The organism is Methanobrevibacter sp. (assembly GCF_045646205.1).
In the GTDB taxonomy this organism is placed as follows: Archaea; Methanobacteriota; Methanobacteria; order Methanobacteriales; family Methanobacteriaceae; genus Methanocatella.
In genome coordinates, this window is sequence record NZ_JAZRKF010000023.1 from 120,023 (window position 1) to 140,055 (window position 20,033).

At 32.5% G+C, this 20,033-nt stretch carries 15 protein-coding genes; 2 read left to right on the forward strand and 13 right to left on the reverse strand.

What is annotated here, in order from left to right; all coding sequences use genetic code 11:
- Positions 1-127 precede the first annotated feature (127 nt).
- The 5 genes from ACKI44_RS05175 to ACKI44_RS05195 form a co-directional block, all read right to left on the reverse strand.
- Positions 128-1,480 carry an MATE family efflux transporter gene (locus ACKI44_RS05175; protein WP_407422210.1) on the reverse strand — a complete coding sequence of 451 codons (1,353 nt, stop codon included), beginning with the start codon at positions 1,478-1,480 and terminating at the stop codon, positions 128-130.
- A 64-nt stretch (positions 1,481-1,544) separates the two neighbouring features.
- Complete coding sequence (locus tag ACKI44_RS05180; RefSeq protein WP_407422212.1) at positions 1,545-1,808, reverse strand: hypothetical protein; 264 nt, start codon at positions 1,806-1,808, stop codon at positions 1,545-1,547.
- A 91-nt stretch (positions 1,809-1,899) separates the two neighbouring features.
- A complete protein-coding gene (locus tag ACKI44_RS05185; protein WP_407422214.1) occupies positions 1,900-4,557 on the reverse strand; it encodes a heavy metal translocating P-type ATPase in 2,658 nt (885 codons plus the stop codon).
- A gap of 17 nt (positions 4,558-4,574) precedes the next feature.
- Positions 4,575-4,952, reverse strand: a complete 378-nt coding sequence (locus ACKI44_RS05190; RefSeq protein WP_407422216.1) for an ArsR/SmtB family transcription factor — start codon at positions 4,950-4,952, stop codon at positions 4,575-4,577.
- Between the two features lie 101 nt (positions 4,953-5,053).
- Positions 5,054-5,401, reverse strand: a complete 348-nt coding sequence (locus ACKI44_RS05195) for a hypothetical protein (protein WP_407422218.1) — start codon at positions 5,399-5,401, stop codon at positions 5,054-5,056.
- Between the two features lie 108 nt (positions 5,402-5,509).
- Here ACKI44_RS05195 and ACKI44_RS05200 point away from each other — a divergent pair, with 108 nt between their 5' ends.
- Positions 5,510-5,788, forward strand: a complete 279-nt coding sequence (locus ACKI44_RS05200) for a hypothetical protein (protein ID WP_407422220.1) — start codon at positions 5,510-5,512, stop codon at positions 5,786-5,788.
- Positions 5,789-5,828: 40 nt separating this feature from the next.
- Here ACKI44_RS05200 and ACKI44_RS05205 read toward each other — a convergent pair whose 3' ends face one another.
- On the reverse strand, positions 5,829-8,090 hold the full coding sequence (locus tag ACKI44_RS05205; protein WP_407422222.1) for an ABC transporter permease: 2,262 nt from the start codon (positions 8,088-8,090) through the stop codon (positions 5,829-5,831).
- A gap of 851 nt (positions 8,091-8,941) precedes the next feature.
- On the opposite strand from ACKI44_RS05205, the gene ACKI44_RS05210 reads away from it, so the two are divergent.
- Positions 8,942-10,432 carry a sodium-dependent transporter gene (locus ACKI44_RS05210; RefSeq protein ID WP_407422224.1) on the forward strand — a complete coding sequence of 497 codons (1,491 nt, stop codon included), beginning with the start codon at positions 8,942-8,944 and terminating at the stop codon, positions 10,430-10,432.
- A gap of 184 nt (positions 10,433-10,616) precedes the next feature.
- On the opposite strand, the gene ACKI44_RS05215 is transcribed toward ACKI44_RS05210, so the two are convergent.
- The 7 genes from ACKI44_RS05215 to ACKI44_RS05245 form a co-directional block, all read right to left on the reverse strand.
- The gene (locus tag ACKI44_RS05215) at positions 10,617-12,887 is read right to left on the reverse strand and encodes an ABC transporter permease (RefSeq protein WP_407422226.1); all 2,271 of its coding nucleotides are present in this window, start codon (positions 12,885-12,887) and stop codon (positions 10,617-10,619) included.
- A 4-nt stretch (positions 12,888-12,891) separates the two neighbouring features.
- Positions 12,892-13,596, reverse strand: a complete 705-nt coding sequence (locus tag ACKI44_RS05220; protein ID WP_407422228.1) for an ABC transporter ATP-binding protein — start codon at positions 13,594-13,596, stop codon at positions 12,892-12,894.
- Positions 13,597-13,681: 85 nt separating this feature from the next.
- Complete coding sequence (locus ACKI44_RS05225) at positions 13,682-15,115, reverse strand: ABC transporter ATP-binding protein (protein WP_407422230.1); 1,434 nt, start codon at positions 15,113-15,115, stop codon at positions 13,682-13,684.
- Positions 15,108-15,833 (reverse strand): energy-coupling factor transporter transmembrane component T, encoded by a 726-nt coding sequence (locus tag ACKI44_RS05230; protein ID WP_407422232.1) that lies wholly within the window; start codon positions 15,831-15,833, stop codon positions 15,108-15,110. The genes ACKI44_RS05225 and ACKI44_RS05230 overlap by 8 nt, the downstream gene beginning before the upstream one ends.
- Positions 15,834-15,842: 9 nt before the next feature.
- Complete coding sequence (locus ACKI44_RS05235) at positions 15,843-16,424, reverse strand: MptD family putative ECF transporter S component (RefSeq protein WP_407422234.1); 582 nt, start codon at positions 16,422-16,424, stop codon at positions 15,843-15,845.
- Positions 16,425-16,488: 64 nt separating this feature from the next.
- Complete coding sequence (locus ACKI44_RS05240) at positions 16,489-18,234, reverse strand: ABC transporter ATP-binding protein (protein ID WP_407422236.1); 1,746 nt, start codon at positions 18,232-18,234, stop codon at positions 16,489-16,491.
- On the reverse strand, positions 18,234-20,024 hold the full coding sequence (locus ACKI44_RS05245) for an ABC transporter ATP-binding protein (RefSeq protein ID WP_407422238.1): 1,791 nt from the start codon (positions 20,022-20,024) through the stop codon (positions 18,234-18,236). Before ACKI44_RS05245 ends, ACKI44_RS05240 begins: the two co-directional genes overlap by 1 nt.
- Positions 20,025-20,033: the final 9 nt, after the last annotated feature.

The window sequence follows — 20,033 nt, forward strand, 5'->3', positions numbered from 1 at the left end:
ATACTTTTTTAATAAATGATATTATAATAAATAATTTAAAGTTGAAAGTATTTAAGAATTACTATAAAATATTGCTCAAATCAGATAATCTATGAAAATTTAAATGCTAAAAAAAGATTAAAAAAAATTATTTTAATAGATGTTTAATTGTCAAATCAGCCCAAATCAAAGTGATATTATTGGATACAACCTCACCTAAAACAATGCCCATCCAAGCTCCCCAAACACCCCAATTGAATACTAAAGTGAATAATAAAGCAAAAGCCAATGTAAAACCCGTTTCTCTTAAAATCGTTTGAAACATTGCAGTTATTCCACGGCCAATACCCTGGAAAACATAAGTCGATGCTACACCAACAGCCATGGTAGGATAATATAGTACAATCCATGTTAAAAAGCCCGTTAACTCACCAGATATTCTAATACTTGTTGATGAAGAGGCAAATATGGATGAAATTTGCGGAGCAAAAACAATCGTTAAAAGCATTACTGCAACTGCAAAAATCATTGAAATCTTCATTGAATATCTGTGGGCTATCTGAATATTCCTATAATTTCTGGCACCGTAATTAGCGGCAATGACTGATATTAATGCTGTACCAATAGCTAAAAGAGGTGTTGTCCCAATCGTTACAATTCTCCAGCCTGTTGAATAAACTGCAACAGAATCAGTTGATGAAATGAATGCCAAAAGTGCAGAAAAGACCGCTGCAAAAAAAGCATTGTTCAATAGCTGCAAACTTGCAGGAAAACCTACTTTTATAATGTCGAAGCTTATTTCCTTTTTGAATTTAAAATTAGATAAATTAGGCTTTAGATAAGTGTCCTTTTTAACATAAAACCAGTACATTAATACAGATATAACAAATAATGCGGATATTAACGTTGCAATAGCAGCGCCTTTCACACCTAGTTTTAATGTATAAATAAGTATTGGGTCCAAAATCATGTTTAAGACAGCAGATGCAATCATTGCATACATTGGCCTTGATGAATCCCCTTCTCCCCTAAAAATCCCATATAATGAATTTGACAGAATAACTAAAAGAGCACCCATCAAAATTATTTGACCATAATCAAGCGCATAATTGATAGTTTCACCAGCACCCATGTAAATTAATATGGTAGGCAATAATAACAGCAAAATTATTGAAATAATGATTGATACAATAACCATGATGAATATTGCATGAACAGAAGCATTGTCTGCTTTTTTCTTATTTTTTTCACCAATATATTTTGATAATGCAAAAGCCGAACCTGCACCTAAACCGTTTCCAAAACCTATTAAAATCATAAATATCGGCGTTACAAATCCAACTCCTGCAAGTGCATCTGCTCCAAGGCCTGATACCCACATTGCATCAATTAAATTATATAGACTTGAAATCAATAGTGATATAATTAATGGAACGGACATTTTAAGCAATGCTTTTTTAGGGTTGCCAAGCAATACTTCAACATTATTTTCACTAAACATTACATATATTTTAGTTGAAAATTGAATATAAATGTTTAAAAAAAGTAGAAATGAATAAAATTAATTATTCATCATCAGTTATGTCGATGATTCTTTTGGTTTTTGCGTTTACGTCAATAATAATGTCTTCTGCATCATCATTCACATCTTGAAAGGTTTCTTCAATATCGTTTTTTGCAGTCATGACCGTATCCAAGCCCTTATCGGTTATTTCTTTTACTGCATCGGATTTCAATAACATTACTCCAATAACTGCTGTTGCAAAGCCTGCTGCAAAAGCCAAAGTATATTTATGATTTAAAGCGTAATCTAAAATTCCTTTATCCATTTAAATCACCTATTTTAAAGATTATCAAACATTCGTTAATAATAATTTGAAGTATTTGTTATTTATAATTTAATTTTAAAAAAAATTAAAATTAGAATAGTGGATCTTTCACCATTCCAATTCTAAATGAATTCAATATAACCAAAAGGGTTAATCCCAAGTCTCCAAAACCGACAGACATCATCAATGTAATGATTCCCAAAATAGCCAGCACTACACATAACAGTTTAACTGCAATAGCTACCGTAATATTCTGTTTAATGATTGTCATTGTTTTACGGCTTAATGAGAATAAATAAGGCAATTTGGAAATATCATCCTGCATCAATGCAACATCCGCAGTTTCTATAGCAACGTCAGAACCTGCTGCTCCCATAGCAATACCGATATTTGCTCTTGCTAAAGCCGGTGCGTCATTAATACCGTCACCAACCATGGCCACATCACCGAATTTATTTCTAATTGTATCGAGAATGTTTAACTTGTCTTCCGGAAGCAGATTTGAATAAACATATTCTATTCCAATATCATCTGCGACTTTATGGGCAGCAATTTTATTGTCACCAGTCAGCATTACTGTTTTTACGCCCTGTTTATTTAAATCAGCGATTACTTCAGAAGCGTTATCCCTTATTTTATCAGATACTGTAATGATAGCCAAGACTTCTTTTGAATTACCTACAAATACTACTGTTTTTCCTTCAGCAGAATAGTTATTAATCTCATCACGAGATATATCAAATGAACTGCCTTCAATTAATGATTCGTTAGCGGCATAATATTGCTCACCTGCAATAAATCCGACAATTCCTTTACCAGGAACATTTTTAAAGTCTTCAATTTCTTCAAATTCAATGTCGTTCATTGTAGCATAGTTGACAATGGCCTGTGCAATAGGGTGTGAAGACTGATGTTCAAGGGATGCTGCAATTTTTACAATATCCTCTTTTGAACAGTTTCCATTCAATAATTCCACTTCACTTAATTCCAATTTACCCTCTGTTAATGTACCGGTTTTATCAAATATAACTGCTTTAACGTCTTTCATTTCTTCAACATATGTACTTCCCTTAATGATTACACCATTTCTTGTAGCGGAGGTAATTGCAGATACCATTCCGACAGGTGTTGAAATTAAGAATGCACAAGGACATGAAATTACCAGAAGTGAAAGAGCCTTATAAACCCAATCAACAAGAGCTTGACCAAATAACAATGGAGGTATGAATGCAACACAAGCTGCAGCCACCATCATGACCGGAGTATAATATTTAGCTACCTTTTCAACCAAAGACTCAGTTTCGGATCTGTTGAGCTGTGACCTTTTAACCAAGGTAACGATTTTTGAAATGACTGAATCTTTTGCCTTTTTGGTAACGACAATTTCCAGATATCCATCTTCGTTTACAGTACCTGAAAATACCTCATCACCCACTTCCTTAAGAACAGGTACACTTTCACCAGTAATGGAAGCCTGGTTGATTGATGAAGAACCGGAAATAACATGACCATCCAAAGGAACCTTATCTCCAGGTTTTACAATTACAATATCACCAATATTAACATCATCAACATTTTTCAATTCTTCTGAATCTCCCACTTTAACTCTAGCGGTTTCGGGAGCAATTTCAACCAATGATTTGATTGAACGTTTAGCCCTGTGTTCAGCATAATCCTCTAGGAATTCTGCAATATAATAAAGGAATGTTACAGCAGCACCTTCTTCAGGATGTCCTATTATGAATGAAGCAACACAAGCAATACACATGAGCATTGCCGGACCGATTGTGTGCCGTTTAACTAAAGATTTATATGCTAAAATAGCTATTTCATAACCTGCAATCAATGCGCCAATCATGAAAACAAGTGTTACCAATGTTGGACTGAATGATAAATATTCTAAGATATGGCCTGCAGCAAATAAGATACCGCTTGCTACGATGATTTGGATAGGCCTGTTTGATATTAAAGGTTTACCTTCAGCAAGTAACTCTTCTTCTTCATGGTCATCGTCATCATCATCCGCACAATCAGGACAGCCACAAATACTTATATCAACATCATCATCGTCATGGTCATGACAATCGCAATCTGGGTCTGAACAGGTATCTTTTTCTTTATGATCGTGGTCATGACAACCACAATCGTCATCACTGCAAGTGTCTGCTTCATGAACGTGAGAATGTTCGTGCCCATGGTGATGTTCATGACTGTGTTCGTGCTCATGCTCATCATGACAACCACAATCGTCATCACTACAAGAATCCACCTCATCATGAGAATGAGAATGTTCATGCTCATGATCGTGGTCATGTTCATCATGACAACCACAATCGTCATCACTACAAGAATCCACTTCTTCATGATGATGCTCATGACTGTGTTCGTGCTCATGCTCATCATGACAACCGCAGTCCTCATCATGAGAATGAGAATGGCCATGTTCGTGCCCATGGTCATGATGATGCTCGTGATCATGATTGTGGTCATGGTCGTCATCATCCGCACAATCAGGACAGCCACAGATACTGATATCTACATCTTCATCATAATCTATTTCTTCCCTGTGATCATAAACACTTAAATCAGTTTTTTCCTGATAATCTTTTAATAATTGCTTATCAAAATGCTGCCTATTTTCACAGTGAATCTCTTCACAATCGGGATCAAAACAAATGAAATTGAAATGTTCAGGGTCGTGACATTCTTCTTTATCACAATCCGGTTCATAACACTTATTTTCTTTCATCTAAAACACCATTAAATTTATTCTAAAATATGTTCCAAACCTATTTTATATATCATTTCAATGTGAAGGTCTGTAAGGGAATATCTAGCCATTTTTCCTTCTTTTTGATATTTAACAATATTATTTGCTCTTAATATTCTTAATTGATTTGAAACAGTAGTTTGATTTAAATCTAATGCTTCGCAAATATCACAAACACATAAATCTTCAATAGCAAGTAATGAAAGTATTTTTAATCTTGTAGGATTTCCAAATAATTTAAAGAACTCAGCTAATTCAGAATATTGCTCTTCTTCAATCATACGTGTTTGTACACGTTCAATGACATCCTCGTGAGAGTTGAATACTTCACACATATCATCATCGTTATTTTCAAGATTATTATTGTCTGACATTTTAATCACATTAAATTATATCTACTTCATATTTTATAATGTTTTTATATATAAATATTTTCATATCACAATATTATGATATGTTATTCTAAAAAAAATAATTAATCAAAAAAGTCTAAAAACTTTTCATCATCACGAATAGCTTTTAGATATTGTTTTTGAGTTATTTTAACTATGTCTAAATTAATGATATCATCAGGATTAAGCATTTCTTTAACATTATCCTTTAATTCGAAGGTAATGCAGTCATCAGTTGTATCCAAAGTGACAGTATCAACATAGAATGAGTCTTTAACATCTCTTCCAGGTTCAAAGTAATATTCGATATCACATCTGACCGGAACAACACCAAACTCATTGAATGTAAAATATCCTCCATTTTCTTTTTCTATAACGTGAACAGTCGTAGATACAGCTTCAAATTTGTCTAAGATGGTTTGAGTTTTCATGATTAATTCTCCAAAAGTAGTATTATTATATTGTGTGTAAATAGTATTTAAAGTTTTGCCAATTTTCAAATAACAATATTTAACACTTCAAAAAACATAGAAAATAACATGAAAAAAATATTGATTATATTAATCATGGCTTTATTTGCAATGTCTGTAGTTTACGGACAGGTAACAACTGAAACATTTCACGTTACAGATAAAAAGATACTGTCTGCAGGATCTGAGAAAGATTATTTATACATTATTGATACGGTGGAAAATGGAGACATTATTGTTAGTCCACAGGATTATTCCAAAGTAAGAATTGATGATACAATAACTGTTGAATTATCCGAATTAAGTTATGTAAGGAAATTAGTTAGCATTAACGGCAATCCAGCATAATAGATAATCCCATTTAATCAAAATTTGTAGATTAAATTAATTATTCAACATCTTTAAGGGCTTCAACCATATTTAATTTCCTTATTTTACTTGAGAACAATAAATTAACAACAATTGAAACTACAAAAGTTATAAAACCACTTAATAACACATTTCCTAATGTTAATACCGGAATATGGTAAATTGATTCACCTGCGGCATTCAACATTAATGTCGTTAAATAAAAACCTAGAGGAATTCCCAAAATAAATCCTATTGCCGTAAAGAACAGGTTTTGCGTTAACAGTAGTTTTCTTAAATCGCCAGTTTTAAAGCCCAATACTTTTAAAGTAGCCACTTCACGTTCAATTTCTGTAAATGACAATATTCCTAAGTTATACAGCACCACAATAGCCAAAAGTACTGCGAAAAATATTAGAATTGAAACCATCATCATGACAGAGCCAATCATCTCATCCCAATTGCTTACCATCTGATCCAATGTGGAAACACTTTTTATTGAATCATAATCCCCATTAACATGTTCTGTAGTGATTATACTCGTTGGAGTGAAATTCAAGCCTAAATCTTCCAGTTTATCAGCCGATAGAATTATTCCCTGAGATAAAGGTTCCCCATGAATCTTTGTTATTTTACATCCCACCCAATCATCAGAGCCTATGATATGCCATTCTATAGTATCGCCCACACCAACATTTAGACTTTCTGCTGTTTTTGCAGAAAGTGATATATCTGTATCAGATAAATTTATTGGATTTTTATTTTTATCCGTCTGAGATATCAAATTCGTGTCATTTAATGTAAGAAGTGATGCTGTCTTTTCATTTCCTTGAGCCTTTATTTCAATAGCTTGCTCCATAATGGTACTGCCATTTACCTCTTCACGAACATCATCAATATCTGATAATGAAGCGCCATTTTTTATAATAAGTTTTGATTCAAAATGAGATATGTCATCATATTCCCAAGTTTTTAGATTCTCCATTGAATCATTCATACCAAATGCAGAAACCAGAAGGGCAACACAACCCATAACACCGACTATTGCCATTAATGCCCTGAATTTGTTTCTTTTAGCATCACGGTAATTCCAGCGAAGATTGAAATTTAGCCTAGTCCATAATTTTAAATTTTCCAAAAATCCTGAAGAAGATATGTTTGGAGCTTTTGGCCTCATGGTGTTTGCAGGATTTTCCTTTGAAATATTTCTGGCTGCAATATAGCTGACCAAAAGTGAAGATATTACCATGGCCGCTGCCACAACAACAAAACTGATATCGAAACCAGGATTCCACTCAGGAAGTGAATATCTTGAAGTCATTGTCGGATAAAACAAATTTGGAATGATCATCGGCCCCGAAATTAGGCCTAAAACTGCACCTGCCAGAACCATCCAAAATCCATAAGACATGAAATGCAGAATAATAGTAATATTTTTATAGCCTACTGCCTTTAAAACACCAATTTGGGTTCTTTGATGAGCAACAATACGTGTCATTGTCGTCAATAATGTTAAAAAAGTAACTAATATAAATACAAGAGGAAATACATCGCCAATCATCTTATGCTGAGCCATTTCCTCATTGAACTGTGATACACTTACATGGTCTGACTTTTCAGTAAATGAGAGATATTCGACAGAATCATCCAAAGAATTCCTAAAATCATCAGGACTTTGATTGAACTTGACCAGCAACACGTTATATGGAACATCACTTAAAGGAAATGATTCATTAGATAAATAAGCAAAACCCATATCCTTAAAATCAGGGATGATTGATGTTGGCGAAGCCTCATAAACATATTCCGGAGAATAACCTATACCCTTAATTTCCTTTTCCAATGTTAATCCATTGAATTTGAATGTGATATTGTCTCCAACAGTCAAGTTCCAGGCATCGGCAAATCTCTTGTCAAGCCAAACGCCTGAATCATCAGATGAATTGAAATCTTCACCTTCCGTTGTATAAAATTTAGATATTTCATTGTCTTCTACAAAATGCAGAGTGATATCGGGGTCATTTGAAAAATTACCTACTGACTGGACAACCATCTGTTTTTCATGGTTAGTCGTGAAATTACTTATTTCATCTACTGCCTCATCAGTGATTGTAGTATTATAAATCCAGCCATCAGCAAGATTAGTATCGGCATAAAACTCATTGCTGGTTTGTTCTAGACCATAATACTCACTGCAAACTCCACAGAATGCAAAAATGCCTATAAATGCCATTAAAAATATAGAAATGAATTGTGTCTTATTAATCTTAATATCCCTAAGCATCTTTTTAGACAATGACATAATATATTATAAGAAAAAAATAAGATTTAAATTTTAGTAAAAAATTAGAGTTTTTAAAAGAAGAAATGTATTAAAAATCCTATGAAAATGAAAAACAAATTCAATCCATATAATGATAATGGTCCTTTTAAGTATTTATCCTTGTAATTTTGTATATAAATAATAAGTAACAATACAACATATAATTAAGACATGTAGTGTTATGCAAATTACTCATTAAAGTTAGTCAAGGAATCAGAAATTACATAATCCGATTCTCCGCCCCTAATTGAGGATGTTAAAGAGAGTGATGTTGTAATGGAAGTTTCAGAGACAAGTTTCATTGATACGCAGCAAAAGATTATTTAAATTATTTCAATATGATGTGCATCTGAAATATTTTAATTTTCTAGAAATGGCGAAACCATAATGTTTATATATTTAATTATTCAATCTATATCTACCAGACTACTTTTTATAACAATAGTTATAAAATTTTAAAAAATAATCCTGAAAAGAGTGTTTAATTATGCGTGGATATATAATAAGTAATTCCTGTAATCGTATTTATATGCCTTTATTTATAGCTATTTAATTTTTTATAAGTATTGAAATATTATTAATCTTATTATAGGCATATTTCAGGACATTTTTTAAGATAACCTGAATATTAACTATTATATGAAATTTTATCAATTAAACATTCATGAGAAAATTGAACTTGAATTTATGTTTGTTAATTCTATGGGCTATTGTTATAGTTATCCATCTGTCGAATAACTTTGATGGATATGACCCATCTGGAACGAATATACTATGATTGAGAAACTGAAAAAAATATTGAATGTTGGTTTTAATTAAAAGAGGATAATATGACTAAAGAAAACGAATGGGGAAGTAACATTTCATTTATACTTGCAATGATAGGTTCTTCTGTGGGATTAGGCAATATTTGGAGATATCCATATATACTTTATTCTAATGGAGGAGGTGCTTTTTATATTCCCTATCTAATTGCTATTTTAGTTCTGGCAATTCCAGTTTTAGTCCTAGAATACGGTGTTGGTTATAACTATAAGTCCTCTTTTACAAAAGCAATTATTAATATCAATCCTAAATTGGAGTATTATGCATGGATTTTACCTATTGTTATTTTTGTGATGACAATTTACTATTCAACCATAATCGGTTGGGATGGAATCTATCTGATTTTAAGTTTTTTTAAAGGATGGGGTTCTGATCCTAATGCATTTTTAACAAATTCAGTGTTACACTCTACTAATTCTGTTTATGGTGTTTTAAATTTTATTCCCACCATTGGAATTTCTATGATTGTAGTATGGTTTATTATCTGGTTAGTCTCCCATAGGAATTTAGAAAATGGTTTAGGCAAAATTTCTAAAATATTTGTTCCATTATTATTTGTCATGATGATTTTACTTGTTGGAGTTTCTCTGACATTGCCCGGTGCATCAATCGGGCTTGCGGAATTATTTAATCCCAATCTATCACTTTTAAGTCATTTCGATATATGGATGGCTGCTTTCGGACAAGTATTTTTCTCATTAAGTCTGGGGATGGGTATAGGTTTCACATTTTCAAGCTATACAAAAAAAGATATAGATTTAGTTACAAGCGGATTATATGTTGTCATTGCAAATTGTGCTTTTGAAAACTTCGCAGCTTTAGGTGTTTTTTCAATTTTAGGATATATGTCTTTACATTCAGGAACTTCAGTTTCTAATCTTGTATCTCAGGGTTCAAGTTTAATTTTTGTTGCATATCCTGAAGTATTAAATGTTTTAGGAAATATTGCATTTATATTGGGACCATTATTATTTTTAACTGTGTATATTGCGGGTATCACTAGTATGCTGTCCTCTTTTGAAGTTTTCTCATGTTCTATTCAAGATAAATTTGGTTTTTCTAGAAAAAGGACTACAACAATTTTGTGCATTGTTGGCGGAATTCTATCAATGTTATATGCGTCATCTGCTGGAGAATATATGGTTGCGATAACAGATTTGTTTGTTAATAATATAGCAATTCTGTTTTCAGTAGTAGTAGAATGTTTGCTTTTTTCATGGATATTTAATAGCGAAAGATTGATTGGATTTTTAAACAACAGAAGTAACTCATTGAAAATTGGTAAATGGTGGTTGATACTTGTTAGATATATTGTTCCAGTTCTTATTTCTGTTATTTGGTTGGGTGGTGTTTATGAACTTGCAATAACTGGCTCTGGGGAATTACTATCATTATTGATTTTATTATCCATAATCGTGTTGATTCTCGCGTTAATATTTACAGTTTTACCACCTAAATTTAAAAATTGGTTTGAAACTGAAGAGAGAATTAATTGAAAATCCCCTACTTTTTTAAAGCAGGAGAATTCATGCATTAAAAAGTAAAATTTTGTTATCCTGATAATTAAATTGAAGATATCCCATAATACTAATCATCTCTAATTGCCTAAGTTTCTTCTTAATTTGGATAATATTTCCATGAAAAAATCTTATTTTGAAAAAAGAAAAGACTAAAAGATAATTATTCATTACCTTTTAGTGATTCAACCATATCCAAACTTTTGATTTTCCTTGAAAACATCAGGTTGACAAGTATGGATAGGGAAAATGTTATTATTGCTGTTAAAGCTAAATTGGTAATTGATATTGAAGGTAATATGTAAAATGAATCGCCAGAAGATTCCCACATTATCTTTAAGATATAATAACCTACAGGAATACCCAATATGAATCCAATAGCTGTAAACCATAGGTTTTGCGTTAACAACAGCTTTCTTAAAGCACCTGTTTTAAAGCCCAAAACCTTCAATGTTGCAATTTCACGTTCAATTTCTGTAAATGACAATAATCCCAGATTATAAAGCACTACAACAGCTAATAAACTGGCAAAGAATATCAATATATAAATCAATAGCCACATTGACTCGGTCAGCTCATCCCAGCTTGCAGTCATGTCCTTCATTGAACTGGTTGATTTAATGGCAGAATAATTTTTATCAACATGTTCTGCAGTTACAATACTCGTTGGAGTGTAGTTCAAGTCCAAGTCTTCCAGTTTATCGCTTGACATTATGAACCCTTGTGAAACTGGATCTGCATGAATCTTATCAATTGTTGTATTAATCCATTTATCAGAACCCATAATGTGCCATTTGACAGTATCGCCAACACCAACACCCAATAAATCAGCCATTTTTTGTGAAATTGAAACCTCATCATCAGCAATGTCAATTTTATTCCAATCATAATCTGTTGGTGTGACCAAATCCGTATCGTTCAGCACTAAAAGCGAAGCTGACTTTTTAGAATTATCCGATTCTATTTCAATGGCACTTTCCATTAACTTATCCCCATGGACTTCATCTGCAACTTCATTGATTTCAGATAAACTTGCTTCATCATCAATGACAAGTTTTGAATCATAATGATTAATCTGATTATATTCCCATTCCTTCAAATCGTTCATTCCATCATACATACCGAACGCTGAAACCAGAAGTGCAGTGCATCCTATAACACCGACTATTGTCATTAATGCACGGAATTTATTTCTTTTAGCGTCACGATAGTTCCAGCGAATATTGAATCCGAATTTTTTCCAGAAGCCAAATTTCTCAACAAACCCCGTAGATGAAACTTTAGGAGCTTTTGGCCTTATTGTATCTGCAGGATTTTCTTTTGATATGCTTCTGACAGCGAAATATGAAACGACCATTGACATCAATATCATTGCAACTGCAACATAGATAAATGTCATGCTCCAGGCAGGTTTCCATTCAGGCAGAATGTATGTGGAACTCATTGACGGATAGAATAATTGAGGTAACGTTAACGGACCAACAATCAAACCCAAAATAGATCCAACCAAAACCAGCCATAATCCATATGAAACGTAGTGAAACATTATTGAGCTATTTTTAAACCCAACGGCCTTTAAAATACCGATCTGTGTCCTCTGATGATTGATAATACGGGTCATTGTTGTTAAAAGAATCAGCAATGCTATTAATATGAAAACAACAGGGAAAATATCTCCCATCATTTTATGCTGGTCCATCTCTTCTGAAAACTGAGATACACTGACATGTTCTGACTGTTCAATGAATGAATTATACTTACCGTCCAGTTTATCTGAGAGCAGATTATCATATTCACTTGCATTTCCATCAAAATCAACCAATAATACATTATATGGAACATCACTTAAAGGAAATGCTTCATGAGATAAATAAGCAAAACCCATTTTGCTGAAATCAGGAATGACTGATGCATCAGAAGCATGATAGACATATTCCGGAGAATATCCCAATCCTTTGATTTGCTTTTCTATTGTAACACCATTGAAAGTAAATGAGATATTGTCTCCAACTTTTAAGTCCTTTGCATCTGCAAATTCCTTGTCAAGCCATACTCCATCCTCATCACTAATGTTGAAATCCTCACCTTCAATCAAATAAAAAGTGGAAATATTGTTTTTCTCAAGAAAATGAAGGGTTATTTCAGGATCATTAGAAAAATCACCAACCGAATCTATAACCAGCTGCCTTTCGCTGTCCTTTGTTGGACTTAAATTATTTACTTCATCTACAAAATCATCATCCAGATTTGCTGAATAAATCCAGCCGTCAGCCAGATTTGTTGCATCATAATATTCATTAACACTAACTTCTAAACCTACGGATTCACCGCCGACACCGGCAAAGACAAACACACCTAAAAATGCCATTAAAAAAATAGATAAAAACTGCGTTTTATGCTTCGCGATGTCTCTCAACATCTTTTTTGAAAGCATAAACTCACCATTCTAAATCTTCAACCTTTTTAGGATATTCATTAATTACAATACTTTCAATCTGTCCGTTTTTAATTCTTATGACCTTATCAGCAGCTTCAGCCAGTATTGCATTGTGAGTAACGATAATTACAGTAGTGTTTTTATTGTTACTCATATCCTGAAGTAGATTTAGAATGAGAACACCGGTTTTTGAATCCAAAGCTCCTGTAGGTTCATCACACAAAAGCATTGCAGGTTGTTTTGCAACAGCCCTCGCAATTGATACCCTTTGCTGTTCCCCACCGGACAATTGTGCAGGAAATTGATTGGAATGGCCTTCCAGACCAACTGAATTAAGTACCTCTTCACCATCGATATTAACATCAACGATATCCTTCATCAGTTCAATATTTTCCAGCGCTGTCAAATTCGGGATTAAATTATAGAACTGAAAAATGAAACCAACGTTTTTGGCACGATACTTGGTTAATTCATTGTCATTGAAGTTTTCTACATGCTCGCCATTTACAATGATTTGACCGCTTGTTGCAGAATCCAATCCACCCAAGAGGTTTAAAAGAGTTGATTTGCCCGCACCTGATGGTCCAAGTATAACGACAAATTCTCCTTCATCAATTGTAAAATTGACATTATCCATTGCTCGAAGAACATGGTCTCCTGATTTGTATTCCTTTACCACATCTTTAAATTCAATTAATGTGTTCATTAAAAATATCTCCCATATTACATATTATTTTATTCATTATCATATTTATAAAATATAGTATATAAAATTTAGGTTAGCCTAAAAATTAGTGTAAGAAAAACTTTTTCAGTTTTTCTTCATCAATCTTATAATTATCAATGATTTTCCCATCTTCAAAATGCAAAACATGAGAACAGGCTTCCATAATCAATTCAAAGTCATGAGTGATTATAAAAGAAGTGATTCCCAACTTTTGAAGATAAATCAAGTTTTCAGAAACTTTCATCATATTCTTTAAATCCAAACCACTTGTAGGTTCATCAAAAATCAATATTTCTTTTTTAGAAGCTATTGCTGATGCTATAGCCACTCTCTGTTTTTCACCACCAGACAGTGCCATAGGATGTTTATCCTTTAGATGAATCAAATTTAAATTAGTTAAAATATTTTCAGCTAAATCAATATTTTCTTCATCCATACTCAACAGTACCTCATCCAGCACACTTTCAGTGAATAATTGGTGATTGACATCCTGCATTACCATATATGTCTTTTTAAGCATGTCTTTTCTTTTTAATCTTTGATTATCAATGATGACTTCTCCTTTAAAAGATCTTTTAAGACCGCATAAACAATTTGCAAAAGTTGATTTTCCTGCACCATTCTTTCCGATTATTGCAATAATTTCATTTTTTGGAATTTTTACGTCATTAATATCCAGAACAGGTACTTTTTTATATTTGAAATTGAAATTCTTGAGTTCTAAAAAATCATTATTGTTAGAATAATAATCTGTCCTCTTGGCAGTTAAATTATCCAAATCAAGTTGTCTTAAACCTAAATTTCTATGATTTAATTTTTTAAATTCAGAAATATTCCACTCATTAGTGATTTTTCCATTTCTTATAAATATCACCCTATCAGCAACATCTTTTAAAAAGAATAATTTGTGTTCTGCAATAATAACAGTTTTTCCATGAGATTTCCATTTTCTTATAATATCTTCCAATTCCCAGCTTGATTTGGAATCCAAATTAGAAGATGGTTCATCCAAAACAAATATGTCCGGAAAAACAGCAGATACTGATGCGCAAGCAATTTTTTGCTTTTCACCACCAGATATCTTGAAAATATTTTTATCAAGTAAATGTTCAATTTTAAATTGATTTACAACATTATTTAACCTAGTTTCAATCTCAGATTTCTCAACTGCAAAGTTTTCACATCCGAATGTTATTTCACTTGTTGTATCAACATTGAAAAATTGGGTTTTCGGATTTTGAAAAACTGAACCCACATATTTTGATATTTCATATATTGGCATTTCACTAATGGCTTTATTATCCAAAATAACTTCACCTTGCCTTTTTCCATCAAAGAAATTTGGAATAAGTCCATTTAAAAAACGTGTCAGTGTCGTTTTTCCGCAACCGGATTCACCACATAGCAATATAACTTCGCCTTTATTAATATTTAAATTAACATCAGCCAAATTTTCATCTTCAGCATAAGAAAATGAAACATTATCTACATTAAGCAAGAATAACACCTCCAATTAAGTAATATGAATATATGCCCAAACCAATGACTGAAACAATCAATAAAATATAATCCCATTTTTTAAATTCAGCATCGATTAAATGGGTTCTTTTTTTGGGATTACTTAACCCCCTAGTTAAAGAAGCCGCAGATAATTCATCACTCGTTTTAACGGCACTTATTAGAATTGGAACCATATAAAATTCAATTAATTTTAAAGGATTTTTGAAAGATTTAATATTCAATCCAAATCCCCTCATTTTCATTGCATTAGTAATTGATTTGATTTCCTCATAAACTGAAGGGATATATCTGAAAATAACTGAAATCGGAATAATGATCTCTTTTGGAACATTGCTTTTCTCCATAGAAGCGATGAATTCACTTACTTTTGTTGAAGTGATTGTATAATATCCCATGACAAAGATAGGCAGCATTCTTGAAGCTGTGTAGCTAAAAGTCACCAAAAGTATTGATACAATCCCTGTTGTATTAGGAAGCAGATACATTTGAATATATCTTGCAACAACATATGAAACAATATAAATTATAGCTGCTTTTTTATAATCAGAGAAAAATAAGCAAATAAATGGAATTAAGACTAAAATTCCACTAACATACAACGGTGCCTCATTAAACACCATGAAACTTATTATTACAAGAAGAATAATTTTTGTTCTTGGATCAATTTTAAACTGATTATCAAGTCCTAATCCCATATTACCACTTTAGGCTATTCCTGCTTTTTCAAAATGTTTTTTCAAAACTAATTTTCCAACATATGCACTGATACATCCAGCGATGAAAGTTAAAATAATTAATACAATCAAACATTCATATGTTAAAAACGGTGAAATAACATTCACATAGTCATTTCCCATTGATTCACCAATAGCACCAAGGAAATAATCCCTCAATATGAAAAATGGCAGCATGTTACCAAATACTCCCAAGATAAAAACACCATTTGCAATTATGGAATTTTTAACAGAAGAATAATCGCCCATTTTTAATATTATATCTGCAATTAATGCGCAAAATGTGAAAACAACAATTGGTATCCAGGTATGGCCTGAGAGAAACATCACAATTCCTAAAATCAAACCCATTAATGTTACCATTCCAAATTTGTTTACTCTTGTTAAAAACAGCATAAACGGAATTCCGCAAATCAACGCTGATATTATAGGCAATCCTATCATCAATATTGGAATATATCCCAACATCCCAAAAGCAAATATTAAAACAATCATTATCACTGAAAATATACCTACAGTGATTAAATCTTTTACAGTAAATCTTTCACTCATTAAATCTTCCTCCTTTATTTTTTTATCATATTAATGAGAATAATGTGGGAAAATAATTTCCCAACTAAATTTTCCACTCTCCACTCAAATTCTGTAAGTCAACCATCTTCTTAAATAATCCGCCATTAGAAATCAGCTCATCCGGCGAACCTTGCTCAGCAATCTTACCATCATCCAAAACAACTATTTTATCCGCATTGGCTATTGTACGCATTCTGTGAGCAATAATAATAACAGTTTTATTTTTAATTAACTGAGAGAGTGCTTTTTGTATTTTAGACTCGTTTTCAACATCCAAAAAGGAAGTTGCTTCATCCAAAAGAATCACATTTGCATCTTTTAGCAGTGCTCTTGCAATTGAAATCCTCTGTCTTTGACCTCCTGAGAGCAGTTCACCATTTTCACCGATAACTGTATTGTAACCGTCAGGAAGCTTTTCGACGAATTCATCACATTCCGCAAGTTTTGCTGCATTAATTACTTCTTCATCGGTTGCATCTTTTCTTCCAACACGAATATTTTCCATGATGGTATTATTGAATAAAATTACGTCCTGAAAGACTATTGAGAAGTTTTCAAGAAGTTTTTCAGAATCCAACTCAGACAAGTCCTGTCCACCAAGTGAAACCTTTCCATTTACCGGATCCCAAAATCGGGCAGCGAGTTTTGAAACTGTAGATTTACCTCCACCAGATGGTCCAACAAGTGCGGTTACTTCACCCTGTTTGGCTGTAAAGTTAATGTCTGTTAAAACATCCTTCAAATCATCATAATTAAAGTCAACATCATCAAATTCAACATCATATCCACCTAATGCATAATCTGTTGAACCTCCTTCAATTACCAGACCTTCAATTTCTTTTGTTCTTTCAACTTTAATATCCATCATGAAAATTTCAGATAAAAACATTAATCCATTTTCAACCGGAGCATAAATTGTTGCTGAAGCTATTAAAAAAATCAGGAATGTGAAAATGTTTATTTGAGAATTCATTATTAAATAAGAACCCAATAAGATTACACAAACAATTCCCAATTTTAAAACCATGTTTCCGGTGATTACCCCTGAAGCTGTCATGAGCTCGGCCTTAATTCTTGATTTCTCAATTGTTTTGGTCAATCCGTTTAATCTGGATAAATACTCTTTTTCATAATTATATGATTTTAAATCCCTTACTGATTCAATACATTCCTGCATTGAATCTCCGCATTCAAGCAAATCACCCATTACAAGTTCTCCACCCTTATGAATCCATATTCTTGTGAAATATAATATCACAAAAGCAACAGGAACCACCCATAAAAGTGCAATGGCCAGTCTCCAGTCAAATACAAATAATCCAATTGCTGCAATAACTAATGAAATGATTGAACCCAATAATTGTGGAACTGCATGTGAAAAAACATGTTCCAAATCTGTACAGTCATTCATGATTGTTGAAGTCAAATCGGCCAAATCCCTGTTTTCAAAAAATGACAAAGGAAGCTTTCTTAAATTTTCGCCCAGATTAATTCTTCTCTTTTCACTTTCTCCATAAGTGGTATTATATACGAAATGATACTGTTTCCATGAAAATGCAAATATTATTCCAAGAACTATCAATATCAACACTATAAACAAACCCAAATTAGGATCAATAATTTCTCCACCAATTAATGGAGATAACCAGATATAAAGTAAAAATGCATAAAGTCCAATAGGAAACATGAACGAAAGATTTTGAAGTGCAGTATAGATAATTCCTTTAACTAAATTATCTGAACCTTCTTTTGTAAGTCCAAATCTTTTTGTAAAATACTCAGATAACATTATATCCCCTCACTTTTAACTTTCCATTGAATAGACTGGTTAAATTCATCCCACATTCTTGAATAAAGTCCATCTTTTTCAACCAAAACATCATGATTTCCTTCCTCAACAATACGGCCATTATCAACGACATAAATTTTATCCACATTTCTGACTGTAGACAATCTATGTGCAATCATAATAACAGTCTTATTTTTGGTAATTTCAGAAATGGCTTTTTGAATCAAATATTCATTTTCCGGATCTGCCAGTGCTGTTGCCTCATCCAAAATGATTATTGGAGCATCTTTTAAGATTGCTCTTGCAAGAGCAATTCTTTGTTGCTGACCGCCGGAGAGATAAGTACCTTCAGATCCGATGACAGTATCAATTCCATCAGGCAGCTCATCAATTATATCCCTGCATTGGGCCAACTCAAGTGCTTTTAAAACATCATCTCTTGAAGCTCCTTTACGGCCAATGGCCACATTATTGAAAATGGAATCTTTAAATAAGGTAGTGTTCTGGAATACAAAAGAAATGTTTTCCATCAGTTCATTAGTTGAAATATCACGAACATCAACATCACCTAATTTAATAGAACCTTCACCAACATCCCAGAATCTTGGAATTAAAGAAGCTATTGTGGTTTTTCCACCGCCGGAGGGTCCAACCAATGCAACGGAATCATTTTCATTAATCTTTAAATTAACGTCATTTAGAATATGTTCATCATTTTCAGATTCATTATAATCAAAATAGACTCCTTCAAATTCAATAGAATGATTTTTAGGCTTTTGAGGATTAGTTGGTTCCGCTAATGGTTCTTCATTTAAAATGGCTTCAATGTTATCAAGGGCATTGCTTGCAAGCATCCAGTCCTGTGAAACCATCATGATTTTATTCATCATTACAGCACAAATTGGAGTAAATATCACATAAAACAGGAAATTTGACAAGAATTTTATATCAACAACTGATCCTGCAAGCAGTATTCCTGCGGGAATTAATAAAGCGAAAAATCCGTTGATTGACACAGTAAATGAAGTCATTGGAAGCTGTGTAGAAAATGCATATTCTGCTGAAAACTTAGCATAATTTTTAATTGCCAATAAAAAGTTCTTATAAGAATAAACACTTTGCTGGAATGCTTTTGTTACAGGAATTCCTCTAATATACTCCACAGCTTCACCGTTCATCTTTTCCAGATAAGTCTGATATTCAATCATGAAATTTTTTGACTCACCCACAAACATTGGAATCATTAATAAGAAACATAATATTATTGGAATTAAACAAATAAGTCCCAAAATCCAATCGAAACTAAATAATAACACCAAAAATGCAATTGGAGCTACAACCGCCCCAGTTAAGTCAAACAATTGGTGAGCTAAAAATCCTTCAGTCTTTGCGGTACTAAAATCAATTACTTTTCTTAAACCACCACTGGTATGGTTTGAAAAATAACCTAAAGGAAGTTTAAGTAAATGATTTAAAGCAGCATCTTTCATATTTCTTTCATTTCTAAATGCAGATAAATGCGTGCACATTAAACCTACGAAATTTAGAATGATACCTAAAATTGCATAAAAAAATGCATTGAATGCATAAACATCAATATTTTGTGCTTTAGTAAACTCCGGAGCCACAGTTAAAAGCGCATTTATTACATTCCAGATGTATACAAAAGGAATCAATAATGAAATTGCACTTAATGCGGAAAAGATCATGCCCAAAATTGACAGATATTTATATTTTCCGGAATAACTAAGCAACCTGATAAATTTATTTTTACTTTTACTTTCTGACATCTTATCGCC